At 52.9% G+C, this 18,888-nt stretch carries 16 protein-coding genes; 14 read left to right on the forward strand and 2 right to left on the reverse strand.

The features are described from left to right. Positions 1-133: 133 nt before the first annotated feature. Positions 134-1,003 carry a DNA-3-methyladenine glycosylase 2 gene (gene alkA / locus NBA72_RS20010; RefSeq protein ID WP_042949030.1) on the forward strand — a complete coding sequence of 290 codons (870 nt, stop codon included), beginning with the start codon at positions 134-136 and terminating at the stop codon, positions 1,001-1,003. Here the strand turns inward: alkA and NBA72_RS20015 are convergent. After that, positions 971-3,961: an MASE1 domain-containing protein gene (locus NBA72_RS20015; RefSeq protein WP_042949031.1), complete on the reverse strand. Its 2,991-nt coding sequence runs from the start codon at positions 3,959-3,961 to the stop codon at positions 971-973. The genes alkA and NBA72_RS20015 overlap by 33 nt on opposite strands. 330 nt (positions 3,962-4,291) lie before the next feature. Here NBA72_RS20015 and udk point away from each other — a divergent pair, with 330 nt between their 5' ends. From udk to asmA, 3 genes are all read left to right on the forward strand, one after another. Next, positions 4,292-4,933, forward strand: a complete 642-nt coding sequence (gene udk / locus NBA72_RS20020) for a uridine kinase (RefSeq protein ID WP_000132082.1) — start codon at positions 4,292-4,294, stop codon at positions 4,931-4,933. 90 nt (positions 4,934-5,023) lie between these two features. Then, on the forward strand, positions 5,024-5,605 hold the full coding sequence (gene dcd / locus NBA72_RS20025) for a dCTP deaminase (RefSeq protein WP_001234783.1): 582 nt from the start codon (positions 5,024-5,026) through the stop codon (positions 5,603-5,605). A gap of 38 nt (positions 5,606-5,643) precedes the next feature. Continuing rightward, a complete protein-coding gene (asmA, locus tag NBA72_RS20030; protein ID WP_023216954.1) occupies positions 5,644-7,500 on the forward strand; it encodes an outer membrane assembly protein AsmA in 1,857 nt (618 codons plus the stop codon). Between the two features lie 85 nt (positions 7,501-7,585). Here the strand turns inward: asmA and NBA72_RS20035 are convergent, their stop codons facing one another. Beyond that, on the reverse strand, positions 7,586-9,166 hold the full coding sequence (locus NBA72_RS20035; protein WP_000454712.1) for a TerC family protein: 1,581 nt from the start codon (positions 9,164-9,166) through the stop codon (positions 7,586-7,588). 674 nt (positions 9,167-9,840) lie between these two features. On the opposite strand from NBA72_RS20035, the gene NBA72_RS20040 reads away from it, so the two are divergent. The 10 genes from NBA72_RS20040 to NBA72_RS20085 form a co-directional block, all read left to right on the forward strand. Then, a complete protein-coding gene (locus tag NBA72_RS20040) occupies positions 9,841-10,980 on the forward strand; it encodes a polysaccharide export protein (RefSeq protein WP_000978077.1) in 1,140 nt (379 codons plus the stop codon). A 5-nt stretch (positions 10,981-10,985) separates the two neighbouring features. Further along, on the forward strand, positions 10,986-11,435 hold the full coding sequence (wzb, locus tag NBA72_RS20045) for a low molecular weight protein-tyrosine-phosphatase Wzb (RefSeq protein ID WP_000482224.1): 450 nt from the start codon (positions 10,986-10,988) through the stop codon (positions 11,433-11,435). Next, positions 11,432-13,591: a tyrosine-protein kinase Wzc gene (wzc, locus tag NBA72_RS20050; RefSeq protein WP_042949032.1), complete on the forward strand. Its 2,160-nt coding sequence runs from the start codon at positions 11,432-11,434 to the stop codon at positions 13,589-13,591. Before wzb ends, wzc begins: the two co-directional genes overlap by 4 nt. Before the next feature lie 86 nt (positions 13,592-13,677). Continuing rightward, positions 13,678-14,520, forward strand: a complete 843-nt coding sequence (gene wcaA / locus NBA72_RS20055) for a colanic acid biosynthesis glycosyltransferase WcaA (protein ID WP_042949033.1) — start codon at positions 13,678-13,680, stop codon at positions 14,518-14,520. A gap of 2 nt (positions 14,521-14,522) precedes the next feature. Further along, complete coding sequence (gene wcaB / locus NBA72_RS20060; protein WP_042949034.1) at positions 14,523-15,011, forward strand: colanic acid biosynthesis acetyltransferase WcaB; 489 nt, start codon at positions 14,523-14,525, stop codon at positions 15,009-15,011. Then, positions 15,008-16,225, forward strand: a complete 1,218-nt coding sequence (gene wcaC / locus NBA72_RS20065; RefSeq protein WP_001023845.1) for a colanic acid biosynthesis glycosyltransferase WcaC — start codon at positions 15,008-15,010, stop codon at positions 16,223-16,225. Before wcaB ends, wcaC begins: the two co-directional genes overlap by 4 nt. Then, complete coding sequence (gene wcaD, locus NBA72_RS20070; RefSeq protein WP_000091392.1) at positions 16,200-17,414, forward strand: colanic acid polymerase WcaD; 1,215 nt, start codon at positions 16,200-16,202, stop codon at positions 17,412-17,414. Before wcaC ends, wcaD begins: the two co-directional genes overlap by 26 nt. 12 nt (positions 17,415-17,426) lie before the next feature. Next, a complete protein-coding gene (gene wcaE, locus NBA72_RS20075; RefSeq protein ID WP_042949035.1) occupies positions 17,427-18,173 on the forward strand; it encodes a colanic acid biosynthesis glycosyltransferase WcaE in 747 nt (248 codons plus the stop codon). A gap of 15 nt (positions 18,174-18,188) precedes the next feature. Then, complete coding sequence (gene wcaF / locus NBA72_RS20080) at positions 18,189-18,743, forward strand: colanic acid biosynthesis acetyltransferase WcaF (protein WP_001153603.1); 555 nt, start codon at positions 18,189-18,191, stop codon at positions 18,741-18,743. Positions 18,744-18,766: 23 nt separating this feature from the next. Next, positions 18,767-18,888: GDP-mannose 4,6-dehydratase (locus NBA72_RS20085; protein ID WP_139777278.1), on the forward strand; the 122-nt coding region annotated here is incomplete at its 3' end.

The raw sequence follows: 18,888 nt of genomic DNA on the forward strand, positions 1-18,888 counted from the left end.
CTTAAAATCCCCATGCCAGTGAAGAAGGGGCGTGACTTTAGCGAAATGTCGTCGCGGCGACAACTGGAATATGAAAGCAAGGCGTTACGTGCGATTAGCGTTTATGCTGAAAGGTCAAATAAAGGAGAAAAGTATGTTTACCCTGAGCTGGCAGCCGCCTTACGACTGGTCGTGGATGTTGGGCTTTCTTGCCGCGCGTGCGGTGGACGGCGTGGAAACGGTAGGCGAGGGCTTTTATGCGCGCAGCCTGGTGGTGGGCGAGCATCGCGGACTGGTCAGCGTGAGACCCCATCAGCCCACCCACACTGTGCAGGTTAGCGTGAGCGCCGGATTACTTCCCGTCGCGCCGGCGTGTCTGGCGAAGGTTTCGCGTCTGTTTGATCTTGACTGCCAGCCCGCGCAGGTTGCCGCCGTGCTGGGGCCACTGGGCGAGGACAGACCGGGGCTGCGTTTACCGGGATCGGTTGATACGTTTGAACAAGGCGTGCGGGCGATACTGGGGCAACTGGTGAGTGTCGCGATGGCGGCAAGGTTGACGGCGAAAGTGGCGCGCCGCTATGGCGAGGCGTTGCCGGATGCGCCCGATTATGTCTGTTTTCCCGGTCCGGAAACGCTGGCGTTGGCCGATCCGCTGGCGCTTAAAGCTCTGGGGATGCCGCTGCGGCGCGCCGAAGCGCTGATTCATCTGGCGCAGGCGACACTGGCGGGAAAACTGGCGCTCGCCGCGCCGCCGGATATTGAGCAGAGCGTTAAAAATTTACAAACGTTTCCGGGAATTGGCCGCTGGACGGCGAACTATTTCGCCCTGCGCGGTTGGCAGGCAAAAGATATCTTTTTACCCGATGATTACTTAATTAAGCAGCGCTTCGCCGGGATGACGGCCGCGCAGATCCGTCGCTACGCGGAGCGCTGGAAACCGTGGCGTTCCTACGCGCTACTGCATATCTGGTATACCCACGGCTGGCAACCGTCAATGGATAGCGAAATAGCTGGTATTCAGTAATAAATCCAGCGGTTGCGCTTCGGCGATAGTGTCGCCATAAATCAGATCCACGCCAATACGGGAGAGCGTATCCAGCACCTGTGGGTTTTGTACCGGCCCGGCGAGCGTTTTGATGTCCAGATGCTGGGCGTGTCCCTGGATGATCGAGGTCAGCATTTCATCCATTAAACTTTCATGAATGTTGGCGATAAGGTCGCTATCCAGCAGTAAATAATCGACGATATGCGGGGGCAGTAAATTAAACAGCTGTAAATCGCGCCCGACATGGCTGAGAATCACCTGGCAGCCGCGTTGCCGCAGTTTTCGCAGAGTCGCAGCGGTGGTCTGCGCCTGCTTAACGATAACGTCAGCCGGGATAATCAGGTGTAATAACCGTGGCGGCAGTGGACTATGCTCCAGTTGTTCCAGCAGCTCATCAATAAGGGTCGCGCTGTATAATCCCGCAGCGGACAGCGGCAGCGCAACGCTTAATCCCTTGCTGGCGACGGCGGTCGCCGCATGGCGGAAAAACTCATGGAATACCCGTCGGTCAAGCGCGTGATGCAGCGCGGAGTCGGCTAACCCTGCCCGGAACGCGCGCTCTTCCATCACTTCCCCTTCGCTGGTCCACAGCCTGAGTGAGACCAGCCAAAAGCTGGTGGACTCCGGCGTACGCGGCGGCGCGACGTTTCTGGCAAGCATCAGCAGGTGGTTATTTTTAATCATATGCCACTGTTCTTCCAGCGGCATCATTCCCTTTGAGGAGGTTAATGCGTGCTGCGGTTCGTACACGGTCAGACGGCCTCGACCGCTATTTTTCGCGGCGTAGCAGGCAATATCGGCCTGAGACACGACCTCTGTGAGCTGGCAGTTATGTTCATTTATCATTGTGATCCCGGCGCTGGCGCCGATCCGATGCAGGCGTCCTTCCCACATAAAGTGATACTCATTAACGGCGTTGATAAGCCGCGTCACGATAAAGCGCGCGCTGTCACTATTACAATCCGGCAGCAACAGGCCAAACTCATCGCCACCCAGACGGGCCAGAAGATCGCCGGATCGAAGCATACTGAGCATCAGTGACGCGAGTTCGCGCAATAAGGCATCGCCGGCGGCATGCCCCGCGCTGTCGTTAACCGCTTTAAAACGGTCCAGATCGATAAACACCAGCGCATGATGTTGAGGCGATTCCTGTATTGTTTGCAGGCGCTGTTGAAGCTGTTTTTCAAAACTGGCGCGGTTGGCAAGATGGGTTAGGGCGTCATGCGTTGCGCTGTAGCTGAGCTGGCGTAACATTTTTCGTGATTCGGTAACGTCCTGGATAACCAGAACCGAACCAATCTTATCGCCATCAAGCGTACTGAGCGGCGTGATACTATAATGAATATCGTAGCTGCCGCCGTTATGACAATGGAGCACTATCTCCTGTTCCATGTCCGATCGCGACCTGTCGGCGCGATAAATATCCTCCAGCAGCGGCCCCTTATTACCTGACGTAATGCGCAGAACCGTTAATAATGGCGCGCCTAAAGCATCCTCTTGCCGCCAGCCGCTCATCTTCTCGGCGATCGGGTTCATAAAGGTGATATTCATCGCGACATCAATACACACCACCGCTTCTCCGATAGAGTCAAGCGTGATGTGCAACCGTTCTTTTTCCTGAAACAGCGCCTCGTTCGCCTGTGTAATTCGCTCCATCAACCGCTGGTTTTCCTGCTCGCTTTGCTTGAGATCGTTAATATCTTCAATCTGAGCAATAAAATAGAGAGGTTGATTGTCTTTATGACGAACCAGCGAGACGGCCAGCAGCGCCCAGACGACATCGCCGTTGCGGGTGTAGTAGCGTTTTTCCATGGAATAGCTGTTGATGTCGCCGCGCACCAGCATGTTTAGCTGTTCAAGGTCGTTATTCAGGTCTTCCGGCCAGGTCAATTGCTGAAATGTCATCGTGCGTAATTCATCCTGGCTATAGCCAAGAAAATGGCTCAGAGATTTATTGACCTGTAGCCACTGACCCTCCGTACCGACCAGCGCCATACCAATGGCGGAATACTCCATCGCGTTGCGAAAGCGGGATTCGCTCTCGGTGATATGTTTACGCTCCGTGCGAAACGCGTACATCACCATCGTCATCATATTGGCAGGCAGCAGGATCATTAAAAAAGGCAGCCACGGCATATTGACCATCACGTCGGTTTTCGGCGTGGCGAGCAGCGTGGGGTCATTGGCCAGCATGAGCGAGACCACGATAACGGTAGCTAAAAAAATTAAAAACGCCTCCATTCGCGGCAGGCGCACCGCACTCCACATCAACAGGACGATAACGCACGTAAACGGCCACGGAATATAGCGCATAGCGAGCCAGCTTAGCGCCAGCGTAATGACCAGCGTCAATAGCGTTTCCAGCAACAGATGCGGGTCGCGATGACGCAACAGATAGTGTGGTTTAAACAGTAAACCTAACGGCACCAGCGTCAGCGCGCCGATGGCTTCCGATAATACCCAAATCAGAAACGCTTTCGAGGCGACCGCTTCCGGCGCTATTAGCCAAAATAACAGGCCGCCGAGTAGCGGCGGAATCACGGCGCTGCCGATAGCCAGACGAAACCAGTCATTCAAATTTTGTAAGGGGTTGTAGCTGGGGAGCAGTTTTCGCAGCAGTATCGCGCCAGTGGCCGCCTCGATAATATTTATTGCCGTCCAGCTAAAGTTAAGCGAGGCGGCAGGAAATAAAGTCAGTGAGGCGCCGATGCTGCCGAGCGAGCAGGCGACCGCGATCCCTGGCCACAGACGGCCCGCATGGCGGTAAAACGCGACCATCATAATGGAGGTGGGGAACCACAGCGGCGCGAGTTGGGTGCCGACACGCGATAATACGAGCGAAAAGAGCGTAAAGACAAACGCGACCAGGCCTAAACTGACCAGACGCAATAGCGGGTGGGGGACGGTAACGAAAACATGTTGGGATGGTTTACTCATTACCACTCTATCCGAATCGCCGGTAACGTCGCGGAATACCGGACGCGTCAGTTTACTCTGTGATTATGCTAGTATAAACGCGTAATGATTTATACGCTGGCTGAATATAAATTGTGGCTCCCGGCGTATTCCTCCTCCAGACGGGTCGATAAAACCGCTGCCCGCGTTAAAACTGAACGCTTTTACGTCGCGACGTCGAATGCGCCGCCAACAAATTTACCGTGGCATAGCGCCGGACTGGTATCGCGCTGCTGAAATCCCTATAATTGCCGCGTTTGGCGTTTCGGCGCCCCCCTTCCTTACATCCAGGTTAATCAGGTCGCTAAATTTATGACTGATCAGTCTCATCAGTGCGTCATTATCGGTATCGCTGGCGCATCGGCTTCCGGCAAGAGTCTTATTGCCAGTACCCTTTACCGCGAATTGCGTGAACAAGTGGGTGACGAACATATTGGCGTTATTCCCGAAGACAGTTATTACAAAGATCAAAGCCATCTGTCGATGGAAGAACGCGTAAAAACTAACTATGACCATCCGAATGCGATGGATCACAGCCTGCTATTTCAGCATCTTCAGGCGCTCAAGCGCGGTTCGGCGATTGAATTACCGGTATACAGTTATGTTGAGCATACCCGTATGCAGGAAACGGTTCGCGTAGAACCGAAGAAAGTGATTATTCTTGAAGGTATTCTGTTACTGACCGACGCGCGTTTGCGTGAAGAGATGAACTTCTCTATTTTTGTCGATACGCCGCTGGATATCTGTTTGATGCGCCGTATCAAACGCGATGTGAACGAGCGTGGTCGCTCAATGGATTCGGTGATGGCGCAATATCAGAAAACGGTGCGTCCGATGTTCCTGCAATTTATTGAGCCTTCCAAACAATATGCGGATATTATCGTGCCGCGCGGCGGTAAAAACCGCATCGCTATTGATATTCTGAAAGCGAAAATCAGCCAGTTCTTTGAATAAATCTGGCGAATTGTGTACCGTTCAGTGATAACCTGGTTAGCCCTTGATGTGCTTGATTTAAGGGCTTGATGCGCGAAAGGAGAAAGTGCCATGCGTTTATGCGACCGAGATATTGAAGCCTGGCTGGATGAAGGCCGTTTGTCTATCACCCCGCGACCTCCCGTAGAGCGCATTAACGGCGCGACGGTCGATGTACGTCTTGGCAATAAATTTCGAACCTTCCGTGGCCATACGGCGGCGTTTATCGATCTGAGCGGGCCGAAAGATGAGGTCAGCGCGGCGCTGGATCGCGTGATGAGCGATGAAATCGTTTTGCCGGACGGCGAGGCATTTTATCTGCATCCGGGCGAGTTGGCGCTGGCCGTCACCTTTGAATCCGTTACCCTGCCGCCGGATTTAGTGGGCTGGCTGGATGGTCGTTCCTCGCTGGCGCGTCTGGGACTGATGGTGCATGTGACGGCGCACCGTATCGATCCCGGCTGGTCGGGCTGCATTGTGCTTGAGTTTTACAACTCCGGGAAGCTGCCGCTGGCGTTGCGTCCGGGTATGCTCATCGGCGCGCTGAGCTTTGAGCCGCTGTCCGGCCCGGCGGCGCGGCCTTATAACCGCCGTCAGGATGCCAAATATCGCGATCAGCAGGGCGCTGTTGCCAGCCGGATTGATAAAGACTGAGCCATTCGGCGCAATACTGCCGGTCCATTGAGGGTAGCATGAGACGATTTCTGACGACGCTGATGATTCTCCTGGTCGTGCTGGTGGCCGGATTCTCTGCGTTGGTATTGTTGGTCAATCCGAATGATTTCCGCGCCTATATGGTGCAGCAGGTTGCCGCGCGTAGTGAATATCAGTTGCAACTGGACGGGCCGCTGCGCTGGCACGTATGGCCGCAACTCAGCATCCTTTCCGGGCGAATGACGCTAACGGCGCGAGGCGCCAGCGAACCGCTGGTGCGGGCTGACAATATGCGCCTGGATGTCGCTTTATGGCCGCTGTTGAGTCATCAGCTTCATGTTAAGCAGGTGATGCTGAAAGGCGGGGTGATTCAACTGACGCCGCAAACGGAAGCGGTACGCAGTGATGATGCGCCGGTCGCGCCGAAAGATAATACCTTGCCGGACGTAGCGGAAGATCGCGGCTGGTCGTTTGATATTCGTAGCCTGCGCGTTGCCGACAGCGTGCTGGTTTTCCAGCATGAAAATGATGATCAGGTCACGGTGCGCGATATTCGTCTGAATATGGAACAAGATGCCGAGCATCGCGGCACGTTTGATTTTTCGGGACGCGTGAACCGCGATCAGCGGGATCTTGCTTTATCGTTCAGCGGAACGGTGGATGCTTCCGATTATCCGCATAATTTAACCGCGGGTATTGAGCAACTGCGCTGGCAATTGCAGGGCGCGGATCTACCGGCGCAGGGGATTGAGGGGCAGGGACAACTGCAGGCGCAGTGGCAGGAGGCGCAAAAACGTCTTTCATTTAACCACTTAAATTTAACGGCGAATGACAGTTCTCTGACCGGGCATGTTCAGGTAACGCTGGCGGAGCAGCCGGAATGGCAAATTGACCTCCGGTCCAGCAGGCTTAATCTGGACAACCTGTTGCCGCATCATAGCACCGTGGCACAGACGGGCGGCGCGGTGTCGCAGGGGCAAAATACGCTCCCCCTGACCAGGCCAGTTATCGCGTCGCGTGTTGGTGCGCCGCCTTATCAGGGACTGCAAAGCTTTACGGCGGAGATTGCTTTACAGGCGGATTCAGTTCGCTGGCGGGGAATGGACTTTACCCAGGTTTCGACGAAGATGTCTAATCAGGCCGGATTGCTGGATATCACCGAGTTGCAGGGGAAACTGGCCGACGGAGAGATGTCGCTGCCCGGCACGCTGGACGCCCGCACCGCCAGTCCGCGCATCGAGTTCCACCCTCGCCTCAACCATGTTGAGATTGGGACTATCCTGAAAGCCTTCAATTATCCGATTAGCCTGACCGGTAAGATGTCGCTGGTTGGCGATTTCTCCGGGGCGGATATTGACGCGGAGGCATTTCGCCACAGCTGGAAAGGAAAAGCGCATGTTGACATGAGCAATACGCGCCTTGAAGGAATGAATTTCCAGCAACTGGTGCAGCAGGCCGTAGAGCGAAGCGGCGGCGACGCGCAGCAGTCGCAGGAAAATATGGACAATGCGACCCGACTGGATCGCTTCACGACCGATCTGACGCTAAATAAGGGCACGCTGACGCTCGACGACATGGTCGGGCAATCTTCTATGCTGGCGTTAACCGGCAGCGGAACGCTGGATCTGGTTAAGCAGAGCTGTGATACGCAATTTAATCTGCGTGTGCTGGGCGGCTGGAACGGCGATAGCAACCTGATCACCTTCCTGAAAGAGACGCCGGTGCCGCTGCGCGTCTATGGCAAGTGGCAGGAGCTGAACTATACCCTGCAAGTGGATCAGTTATTGCGTAAGCATTTACAGGATGAGGCGAAGCGTCGGCTCAACGACTGGGCGGATCGCAATAAAGATACCCGCAACGGTAAAGATGTGAAGAAGCTGCTGAATAAGCTGTAGTTTTTGGCCAAAGGGCAGAGCCGGATGGCGAGGCTAACGCGCCTCCGGCCTGCTTGGTAAGCAGGCCGGGGCAGGCGAACAGACGTTACATCTCCGGGTCTGGCTCGCCGTTATGCAGCGGAATTAACTGCACTTTCTGCACTCGATGGCTTTCTACCTGCAATGTTTTCAGCAAATAATCGCCCACCTGAACCTCTTCGCCGGTTTGCGGTATGCGCTGCAAATATTCCATCAATAATCCGGCAATCGTATGGTATTCCCGTTTTTCATCCAGCGGTAGCGGCACGTACTGCACCAAATCCTCCAGCGGCATATGGCCGTTTGCTGTCCAGGAACCGTCCGGGTTCTTCTGAATATCGTGGCGGGCGTCAATTTCCTCGACTTCATTCGGCAGATTACCGGCGATAGTCTCCATGACATCGCTTAATGTCACAATGCCTTCAACCGAGCCAAACTCATCTACGACAAAGGCAAAATGGGTTCTGGCGTTACGGAACTGCTCCAGCGCAGGCAGCAGCGGCAATGTTTCCGGGAAAACCAGCGGTTGGCGAATCAGCGCCCGCAGGTTGAGCGGTTCGCCGCGCAGCGATTGTTGCAACAGATCGATGACGTGGACGACGCCGAGTAAATCTTCCTGTTCATTTTCACCCGTCACGACCAGACGCGTATGCTGGTTCTTTTCCAGCAGAGCGCGGATTTCCGCTTCCGGCGCGTTGAGATCGATATGCTCGATATCGTGACGCGACGTCATGATGCTACTTACGGTGCGCTGGTTGAGATTCAGCACCCGCTCAATCATCCTGCGCTCCTGCGGATTAAAAATCTGGCTGTCGTCATGGTCTGCCAGCATCGCGGCGGTTTCCGCATCCAGTTCGGCATCCTCTTTCTTACCGCTAATCAGCCGCATCACGGCCTCCGTTGTGCGCTGGCGCAGCGTATGGTTAGCGGAAAGAAAACGGCGGCGGTTAAAAATAGCCAGTTGGTTGAGCGCCTCGATCATCACCGAGAAGCCGATAGCCGCGTACAGATACCCTTTCGGAATGTGGAAACCAAACCCTTCCGCCACCAGGCTAAAGCCGATCATTAGCAGGAAGCTAAGGCACAAAATGACAATGGTGGGATGGTTGTTCACAAATCGGGTCAGTGACTTGCTGGCGAGCAGCATCAGGCTAATGGCGATTATCACTGCCGCCATCATGACCGCCAGGTGATCGACCATCCCCACGGCGGTAATCACGGAGTCGAGAGAAAAGATAGCGTCCAGCACCACGATTTGTGCGACCACCGCCCAGAATTTCGCCCCCTTACGCTGGGTAGGGTTGGCGCTATCTTTCCCTTCCAGCCGTTCGTTGAGCTCCATGGTGGCTTTAAAGAGCAGGAAGAAGCCGCCGAACAGCATAATCAGATCGCGGGCGCTGAAGCTTAACGCCTGTACGCTAAAGAGCGGCTTAGTCAAGGTGACCAGCCACGAGATTGACGCCAGCAGCAGCAGGCGCATGATCATCGCCAGTATCAGGCCGGTAATGCGCGCGCGGTCGCGCTGCCCCGGCGGTAGTTTTTCAGCGAGGATGGCAATAAAGACCAGGTTATCAATGCCGAGAACAAGTTCGATAACGATTAACGTTACCAGTCCGGCCCAGATTGACGGATCGGCAATCCATTCCATAGTAAGAGCAATACCTTCTGTAATATGACAATTGTCACAATTCGATCATGGATAATACGGCGGAAAAATGCAATGCCGCAGAGCAATTTATCTTTGTTACGCGGCTATAAAATAACTTTAAAATAGCCGTAATGTTTCTGTCAGAAACTAAATAATGTCAAGAATATATTTAGGAAATATCGCAGGTGGAGTGGAGTAAATAAATATTGTCAACATCAATAAAATCCTAAAATCATCTGTTAATTCATTTAATATTAATCTTAAAAATATAGAATGGCGGGTTTGTTACCTTGCCTGTCATTAGGTTAGCTGCAACAATTCTTGCAGGATTAAGATAGCGCTCTTAAATATCCTGTCACGACATCGAGAAAACTATTAATACGTAACTTTTATTTCGCTGAAGATTTTTATCTGAACGAGGATGAAATCGGAGGGGAATGCGAAAATTTAGAATAATCAGTGTATTGGTAGCTAAGAAGCCAGGGGCGGTAGCGTGCCTGAAAGCCTGAATATAAGCCTTTATTATTCTGTCAATAGCCTGCGGATGAATTGATTTTTTTTCAGAATGATGCCAGTTAATTTTCTCTGCCATTAACTGCAAGGTAAATGTGCACGGACGAAGCCGCTATTTAAATTGCACAGGATAATGACTCTGCCAAAGTGATAAATAATCAATGATGAAATCCAAAATGAAATTGATGCCATTATTGGCGTCGCTCAGCTTGATAAGTGGTTGCACAGTACTTCCGGGCAGCAATATGTCTACGATGGGGAAAGATGTGATCAAACAGCAAGACGCTGACTTTGATCTCGACCGGATGGTCAATGTGTATCCGCTGACGCCACGGCTGGTTGAGCAATTACGCCCGCGGCCCAATGTCGCGCAACCGAATATGTCGCTGGACCAGGAGATTGCCAGCTATCAGTATCGCGTCGGGCCTGGCGATGTGCTGAATGTCACCGTCTGGGATCACCCGGAATTGACCACGCCAGCAGGCCAGTACCGTAGCTCAAGCGATACCGGCAACTGGGTACAGCCGGACGGCACCATGTTTTATCCCTACATTGGCAAGGTTAGCGTCGTCGGTAAAACTTTGTCAGAGATTCGCAGCGATATTACCGGGCGTTTAGCGAAGTACATCGCGGACCCACAGGTGGATGTCAATATCGCCGCTTTCCGCTCGCAAAAAGCGTATATCTCCGGCCAGGTGAATAAATCCGGTCAGCAGGCCATTACTAACGTACCGCTAACCGTCCTGGATGCGATTAACGCTGCGGGCGGCCTGACCGATATGGCGGACTGGCGCAACGTCGTGTTGACGCACAACGGCAAAGAACAGCGCATTTCGCTACAGGCGCTGATGCAAAATGGCGATCTTAGCCAGAACCGCTTGCTCTACCCTGGCGACATTCTGTATGTGCCGCGCAATGACGATCTGAAAGTCTTTGTCATGGGCGAAGTGAAAAAACAGAGCACCCTCAAAATGGATTTCAGCGGCATGACGCTCACCGAAGCATTAGGCAATGCGGAAGGCATCGATCTGACCACCTCCAACGCCAGCGGCATTTTTGTGATTCGTCCGTTGAAAGGCGAGGGGGGACGCGGCGGCAAGATCGCCAATATCTACCAGCTTGATATGTCTGACGCCACGTCATTGGTGATGGCGACGGAATTCCGACTTCAGCCTTACGATGTGGTGTACGTCACGACCGCGCCGGTTGCTCGCTGGAACCGTCTGATCAATCAGTTGCTGCCGACCATTAGCGGTGTCCGTTATATGACGGATACGGCCAGCGACATTCATTCCTGGTAATCGTTATGTTTAACAAAATTTTAGTGGTCTGTGTGGGGAATGTTTGCCGTTCCCCGACGGCGGAACGTTTGCTAAAGCGCTTTCATCCCTCGCTGACGGTTGCGTCCGCCGGGTTAGGCGCGCTGGTCGGCAAAGGCGCCGATCCTGCGGCGGCGAGCGTGGCGAGCGCCCACGATCTGTCTTTGGAAAATCACTGCGCAAGGCAAATTTCCGCGCGTCTGTGCCGGGAATATGACCTGATTCTGACGATGGAGAAACGCCACATCGCCGCCCTGTGCGACATTGCGCCGGAAATGCGCGGCAAGGTAATGCTGTTTGGTCACTGGGACAGCGAGCGTGAAATACCGGACCCGTATCGCAAAAGCCGCGATGCGTTTGAGGCGGTGTACACATTACTGGAAAGGTCTGCCCGCCAGTGGGCGCAGGCACTGAATGCAGAGCAGGGAAAACCATGACAGAAAAAGTAAAACAATCTGTGGCGGCTACGGGTAGCGATGAAATCGATATCGGGCGTCTGTTCGGAACGGTGATTGAAGCGCGTTGGTGGGTGTTGGGGACGACGGCCATATTTGCGCTGTGCGCGGTAATTTATACGTTCTTCGCCACGCCCATCTATAGCGCCGATGCGCTGGTGCAGATTGAACAAAACGCCGGTAATTCGCTGGTACAGGATATCAACAGCGCATTAGCGAATAAGCCGCCGGCTTCCGATGCGGAAATTCAGCTCATTCGATCGCGCCTGGTGCTGGGGAAGACCGTTGACGATCTGGATCTGGATATTGCCGTCACCAAAAACACCTTTCCGCTGTTCGGCGCCGGGTGGGAGCGGCTGATGGGGCGTCACAATGAAATGGTGAAAGTCACGACATTCACCCGACCAGAGACGATGAGCGGACAGATCTTCACCCTCAAAGTGCTGGGCGACAAACGTTATCAGTTGGTTAGCGACGGCGGATTTAGCGCGCAGGGCGTTGTGGGCCAGCCACTCAATAAAGACGGCGTGACGATGCGGGTAGAGGCGATTGACGCCCGTCCTGATACAGAATTTACGGTGAGTAAATTCTCAACGCTTGGCATGATTAATAACCTGCAAAATAACCTCACCGTAACGGAAACCGGCAAAGATACCGGCGTTCTGAGCCTGACGTTCACGGGAGAGGATCGCGACCAGATCCGCGACATTCTCAACAGTATTACCCGTAACTATCTGCAACAGGATATTGCGCGGAAATCTGAAGAGGCGGGGAAGAGCCTGGCGTTTCTGGCAAAACAACTGCCGGAAGTCCGCAGCCGTCTGGATGTGGCGGAAAACAAGCTAAACGCTTTCCGCCAGGATAAAGACTCGGTGGATTTACCGCTGGAGGCGAAGGCGGTGCTCGATTCGATGGTTAATATCGACGCCCAGTTGAATGAGTTGACGTTTAAAGAGGCGGAAATTTCCAAGCTCTTTACCAAAGCGCATCCGGCTTACCGCACCCTGCTGGAAAAACGTAAAGCGCTGGAAGATGAAAAAGCCAAACTGAACGGGCGGGTGACGGCAATGCCGAAAACCCAGCAGGAGATTGTGCGTTTGACCCGCGATGTGGAGTCCGGCCAGCAGGTCTATATGCAACTGCTTAATAAACAGCAGGAGCTGAAAATCACCGAAGCCAGCACCGTTGGCGACGTGCGCATCGTTGACCCGGCGATTACCCAGCCGGGCGTGCTGAAGCCGAAAAAGGCGTTGATTATTCTCGGCAGCATTATTCTGGGATTAATGTTATCGATTGTCGGCGTGCTGCTGCGCTCGCTGTTTAATCGCGGTATTGAAAGCCCGCAGGCGCTGGAGGAGCACGGGATCAGCGTCTATGCCAGTATTCCGCTGTCGGAATGGCAAAAAGCGCGCGATAGCGTCAAAACCATTAAAGGGATTAAGCGTTACAAGCAGAGCCAACTGCTGGCGGTGGGCAATCCGACCGATCTGGCGATTGAGGCGATTCGCAGCCTGCGCACCAGCCTGCATTTCGCCATGATGCAGGCGCAAAATAATGTACTCATGCTCACAGGCGTCAGCCCCTCTATCGGCAAAACCTTTGTTTGCGCCAACCTGGCGGCCGTCATCAGCCAGACGCATAAACGGGTATTACTGATCGACTGCGATATGCGTAAGGGCTACACCCATGAACTGCTCGGCACCAATAACGTGGACGGCTTATCTGACATTCTGGCGGGCAAAGGCGAGATAGCCTCCTGCGCGAAACCCACGGCGATCGCTAATTTTGATCTTATTCCGCGCGGTCAGGTGCCGCCTAATCCATCGGAACTGCTGATGAGCGAGCGCTTCGGCGAGCTGATCGCCTGGGCAAGCAGCCGCTACGACCTGGTATTAATCGACACGCCGCCGATTCTGGCCGTGACGGACGCCGCGATTGTGGGTCGTCACGTTGGGACGACGCTGATGGTGGCGCGTTATGCCGTCAACACCTTAAAAGAGGTGGAAACCAGTCTGAGCCGTTTTGACCAGAATGGCATTCAGGTCAAAGGCGTCATTCTCAACTCCATTTTCCGCCGGGCGACGGGCTACCAGGATTATGGCTATTACGAATATGAATACCAGTCAGATTCCAAATAAAAAATAAGGCGTGCCGGATGGCGCGGCCTGTGACTGTAGGCCGGACAAGCGTAGCGCCATGCGGCAAAACTATCTGGGGAATAAGCATGACAACAGAAACTCCGCTGATCTCAATTTATATGCCAACCTGGAACAGGCAGCAGTTGGCTATCCGGGCGATTAAATCAGTACTACGTCAGGACTACCGTCACTGGGAGATGATCATCGTGGATGATTGCTCCTCGTCTTATCAGCAGCTACAACAATTTGTTGAGGAGCTGAACGACCCGCGCGTTCGTTATACTCATAACGCCATGAATACTGGCGCCTGCGCGGTACGCAATCAGGCCATTATGCAGGCGCAAGGACACTATATTACCGGTATTGATGATGACGATGAATGGACGCCCAACCGTCTGAGCGTGTTTCTGGCCCATAAACACCAGTTAACTACACACGCCTTTTTGTATGCCAACGACTATGTGTGCGAGGGCGAGGTCTACTCTCAGCCTGCCAGCCTGCCGCTGTATCCGAAATCCCCTTATTCGCGCCGCTTGTTCTACAAGCGAAATATTATTGGCAATCAGGTTTTTACCTGGGCCTGGCGTTTTAAAGCGTGTTTGTTCGATACCGAACTCAAGGCGGCGCAGGATTACGACATTTTTCTGCGCATGGTGGTGGAGTATGGCGAACCGTGGAAAGTCGAAGAGGCGACGCAAATTTTACATATCAACCACGGCGAGATGCAGATTACCTCTTCGCCGAAAAAGTTCTCCGGCTATTTCCATTTTTATCGTAAGCACAAAGATAAATTCGATCGCGCCAGCAAAAAATACCAGCTTTTTACGCTGTACCAAATTCGCAATAAGCGAATGACCTGGCGCACGTTGCTGACGTTGCTCTCCGTGCGTAACAGCAAACGCCTGGCGGCCGGGCTGCGGGGGCGATAACGATGCTGGAAGACTTACGCGCGAATAGCTGGAGCTTACGCCCCTGTTGCATGGTGATGGCCTACCGTATCGCTCATTTTTGTTCCGTCTGGCGCAAAAAGAATGTGCTGAATAATCTGTGGGCCGCGCCGGTGCTGGTGCTGTATCGCGTGATCACGGAATGCCTGTTCGGGTATGAAATCCAGGCCGCCGCGACCATTGGTCGGCGGTTCACTATCCATCATGGTTACGCGGTAGTGATCAACAAACATGTCGTCGCCGGCGACGATTTTACCATTCGCCACGGCGTCACCATTGGCAATCGCGGCGCGGACAGCCTGGCTTGTCCGGTGATTGGTCACGGCGTTGAGCTGGGGGCGAATGTCATCCTGCTTGGCGATATTACTATCGGTAATCACGTCACGATTGGCGCGGGTAGCGTGGTGCTTGACAGTATTCCGGACCATGCGCTGGTGGTGGGAGAAAAAGCACGGGTGAAGGTCAGCACATGAATATTCTGCAATTTAATGTACGGCTGGCGGAAGGCGGCGCGGCGGGAGTGGCGTTGGATCTCCATCTGCGGGCGCTGCAAAAAGGGCTGACGTCACGTTTTGTCTATGGTTATGGCAAAGGCGGAAAAAAAAGCGTCAGCCACCACCGTTATCCGCAGGTGATAAAACAGACGCCGCGCGGCACGGCAATCGCTAATATCGCGCTGTTTCGTTTCCTGAATCGCGATCTGTTTGGCAATCTCGACAATCTTTACCGCACGGTTATCCAGACATCCGGCCCGCTGGTGCTGCATTTTCATGTTCTCCACAGTTACTGGCTAAACCTGGCGGACATCGTGACGTTTTGCGAAAAAGTCAAAGCGCAAAAACCAGACGTCACTCTGGTCTGGACGCTGCACGATCACTGGAGCGTCACCGGGCGTTGCGCCTTCACCGACGGTTGCGAGGGCTGGAAAAGCGGCTGCCAAAAATGTCCGACCCTAAGCAATTATCCGCCGGTCAGGGTGGATCGGGCGCACCAGCTTATTGGCGGCAAACGTCAGCGCTTTCGGGACATGCTGCGGCTGGGCTGCCGGTTTATTTCACCGAGCCAGCACGTGGCCGAGGCCTTTAACAGCGTTTATGGCGCGGGGCGCTGCCAGATTATTAACAACGGTATCGATCTGGCGACCGAGGCGATTCTCGCGCAGCTATCACCTGTGCCGCTGAATCCGGGCAAACCGCGAATTGCCATTGTGGCGCATGACTTGCGTTATGACGGCAAAACTGACCAGCGTCTGGTACACGACATGATGGCGCTGGGCGAAAAAATTGAACTGCATACCTTCGGTAAATTTTCGCCTTTTACTGGCCAAAACGTTGTTAATCACGGTTTTGAAACCGATAAGCGCAAATTAATGAGCGCGCTCAATGAGATGGATGCGCTGGTCTTTAGCTCGCGGGTCGATAACTATCCGCTGATCTTGTGTGAAGCGCTCTCGATCGGCGTACCGGTAATCGCCACCCACAGCGAGGCGGCGCAGGAGGTGCTAGCGAAATCCGGCGGCCAGACTTTTGCCGCTACAGATGTACTGCGCCTGGCGCAGCGGCGTAAGCCAGAGATTGCTCAGGCGGTATTTGGCGCAACGCTGGACGCCTTTCGTATGCGTAGCCGCGTCGCGTACAGCGGTCAACAGATGCTGGAGGAGTATGTCTCGTTCTATCAGAATCTGTAGCTATCTGCTGCTGCCGCTGATCTACCTACTGGTCAATGTCAAGATTGCCCAACTGGGGGAAAGCTTTCCCATTACCATCGTCACTTTTTTACCGCTGTTGCTGCTGTTATTTGTGGAACGCATTAGCGTAAAAAAATTGATGATCGCCTTAGGCATCGGCGCGGGGCTTACGGCATTTAACTTCTTGTTCGGCCAGTCGCTGAATGCCGGTAAATATGTCACGTCCACGATGCTGTTTGTCTATATTGTGGTCATTATCGGGATGGTCTGGAGTATCCGATTCAAAACCATTTCCGCGCATAACCACCGAAAGATTTTGCGTTTTTTTTATCTGGTGGTGGGTATAGTGGTCGCGCTCGCCGCGGTTGAGATGGCGCAAATTATCCTTACCGGCGGCAGCAGTATTATGGAAGGAATTTCGAAATATCTCATTTACAGTAATAGCTACGTACTGAACTTCATAAAATTTGGCGGTAAGCGTACCACTGCGCTTTATTTTGAACCGGCATTTTTCGCTTTGGCACTAATCTCAATTTGGCTGAGCATCAAACAGTTTGGTATCAAAACACCGAAAAGCGATGCTATGATTCTGGCAGGGATAATATTATCAGGATCATTTTCAGGTGTAATGACCTTTATCTTGTTTTACCTTCTGGAGTGGGCGTTCCAATATTTGAATAAGGATGCGATAAAGAAAAAACTTCCACTGGCGCTGGTCTCATTAACCCTGTTTTTGGTTGGGGTAATTATTGCATTTCCTTATATCGCGACACGACTTGGCGATTTAGGGACGGAAGGCTCATCTTCTTATTATCGTATTGTGGGCCCGTTAGTCATGGTCGGATATTCCTTGACCCATATTGATGGTGTAGTCAGATTTGGCTCACTTTATGAATATGTCGCATCATTCGGAATCTTTAACGGTGCGGATGTCGGGAAAACCATAGACAATGGATTGTATCTGCTGATTATTTATTTTTCCTGGTTCGCAGTGCTAATGACGCTGTGGTATATGGGGAAAGTTTTAAAAATGGCGCTAAATGCGTTTGGCGATAATCGCAATTTTCGGGTGCAGCTCTATCTTTTTACGCCGGTGTCGCTGTTTTTTACCGGTTCAATATTTAGCCCGGAATATGCTTTTTTAATCGTCTGTCCGTTCATTTTGCGCAAGGCGTTAAAAATTTCATAACGGGGTGGTGGCATGTTTTTAAGCGTCGTTACCGTCGCCTTTCGCAATTACGAAGGGGTGGTAAAAACCTGGCGCTCGCTGCGCAATCTGGCGCGCGATCCGGGTCTGTCATTTGAATGGATCGTAGTGGATGGCGGTTCGGAGGACGGCACGCGCGAATTTCTGCAAAAACGTCACGGTGAGTTTAACCTGCGTTTTATCAGTGAAAAGGATCGCGGTATTTATGATGCCATGAACAAAGGCATTGCGCTGGCGCAGGGGCGCTATACCCTGTTTCTTAATTCCGGTGATGCGTTCCATGATGATGCCGCGCTGTTTGTCCGCCAACTGGCGCGACAAAAGGGCGAGGCGATGTATATTGGCGACGCGCTGCTGGATTTCGGCGGCGGGCATAAAATACGCCGGAAGGCTAAATCCGGGTATTATATCTACCATAGTTTGCCAGCCAGCCATCAGGCAATATTTTTCCCGACGGCAGCGTTAAAAAAGTATCCTTATGATCTGCAATATCATGTCTCTTCAGATTATGCGCTGGCGGCCCGTCTCTATAAAGCAGGCTATCCTTTTCGACGAATTAACGGACTGGTATCTGAATTTTCGATGGGCGGCGTGTCAACCTCGAATAATCTGGAATTATGTCAGGATGCAAAAAACGTACAGCGAAAAATATTACGTGTGCCAGGGTTTTGGGCGCAATTATCCTATTTATTACGTCTGAAAACGACGGGTAAAACAAAAGCGCGGTATAACAAAGTCTAATCACCGGGAGTTATTATGCAGGATCTTAGCGGCTTTACGGTGCCGAAGGGGTTCCGCGGCGCTAATGCGCTAAAAGTACAATTATGGTGGGCGGTACAGGCGACATTATTCGCCGGGTCGCCGCAAATATTGTATCGCTGGCGAGCCTTTTTGCTGCGTCTGTTTGGCGCCAAAATTGGAAAGAATGTGGTTATTCGACCGTCAGTAAAAATTACCTACCCGTGGAAATTAACCGTCGGCGATTATGCCTGGGTAGGCGACGACGCTGTGTTATATACGTTGGGTGAAATTAATATTGGCGCACATGCGGTTATTTCACAAAAAGGGTATTTGTGTACCGGTAGCCATGATTATACCAGCGCCCATTTCGATATTAACGCCGCGCCGATTGTTATTGGCGAAAAATGTTGGCTGGCAACCGATGTTTTTGTCGCGCCCGGCGTGACGATAGGTCATGGCACCGTCGTCGGCGCGCGCAGCAGCGTATTTAAATCATTACCGGCAAATGCGATTTGTCGGGGCAATCCCGCAGTGGTAACGCGCCAGCGCGTTCAGAAAGTTACTCCCTAACGGGACTATTTGAGGAAATGAAAATGTCAAAAGTCGCTCTCATTACTGGCGTAACCGGACAGGATGGGTCTTACCTGGCAGAATTTCTGCTGGAAAAAGGGTATGAGGTGCATGGTATCAAGCGCCGCGCGTCATCGTTTAATAC

This window comes from Salmonella sp. NW1250 (assembly GCF_051812965.1).
GTDB lineage: Bacteria > Pseudomonadota > Gammaproteobacteria > Enterobacterales > Enterobacteriaceae > Salmonella > Salmonella enterica.

What these genes read in the sequence shown, in the direction of transcription:
- alkA (WP_042949030.1), top strand. Translation starts at nt 134, where the DNA reads ATGTTTACCCTGAGCTGGCAGCCGCCTTACGACTGGTCGTGGATGTTG.
- NBA72_RS20035 (WP_000454712.1), bottom strand. Translation starts at nt 9,166, where the DNA reads ATGGAATGGATTGCCGATCCGTCAATCTGGGCCGGACTGGTAACGTTA.
- wcaC (WP_001023845.1), top strand. Translation starts at nt 15,008, where the DNA reads ATGAATATTCTGCAATTTAATGTACGGCTGGCGGAAGGCGGCGCGGCG.
- wcaA (WP_042949033.1), top strand. Translation starts at nt 13,678, where the DNA reads ATGACAACAGAAACTCCGCTGATCTCAATTTATATGCCAACCTGGAAC.
- wzc (WP_042949032.1), top strand. Translation starts at nt 11,432, where the DNA reads ATGACAGAAAAAGTAAAACAATCTGTGGCGGCTACGGGTAGCGATGAA.
- udk (WP_000132082.1), top strand. Translation starts at nt 4,292, where the DNA reads ATGACTGATCAGTCTCATCAGTGCGTCATTATCGGTATCGCTGGCGCA.
- dcd (WP_001234783.1), top strand. Translation starts at nt 5,024, where the DNA reads ATGCGTTTATGCGACCGAGATATTGAAGCCTGGCTGGATGAAGGCCGT.
- asmA (WP_023216954.1), top strand. Translation starts at nt 5,644, where the DNA reads ATGAGACGATTTCTGACGACGCTGATGATTCTCCTGGTCGTGCTGGTG.
- wcaE (WP_042949035.1), top strand. Translation starts at nt 17,427, where the DNA reads ATGTTTTTAAGCGTCGTTACCGTCGCCTTTCGCAATTACGAAGGGGTG.
- wcaB (WP_042949034.1), top strand. Translation starts at nt 14,523, where the DNA reads ATGCTGGAAGACTTACGCGCGAATAGCTGGAGCTTACGCCCCTGTTGC.
- NBA72_RS20015 (WP_042949031.1), bottom strand. Translation starts at nt 3,961, where the DNA reads ATGAGTAAACCATCCCAACATGTTTTCGTTACCGTCCCCCACCCGCTA.
- wcaD (WP_000091392.1), top strand. Translation starts at nt 16,200, where the DNA reads ATGTCTCGTTCTATCAGAATCTGTAGCTATCTGCTGCTGCCGCTGATC.
- wzb (WP_000482224.1), top strand. Translation starts at nt 10,986, where the DNA reads ATGTTTAACAAAATTTTAGTGGTCTGTGTGGGGAATGTTTGCCGTTCC.
- wcaF (WP_001153603.1), top strand. Translation starts at nt 18,189, where the DNA reads ATGCAGGATCTTAGCGGCTTTACGGTGCCGAAGGGGTTCCGCGGCGCT.
- NBA72_RS20040 (WP_000978077.1), top strand. Translation starts at nt 9,841, where the DNA reads ATGATGAAATCCAAAATGAAATTGATGCCATTATTGGCGTCGCTCAGC.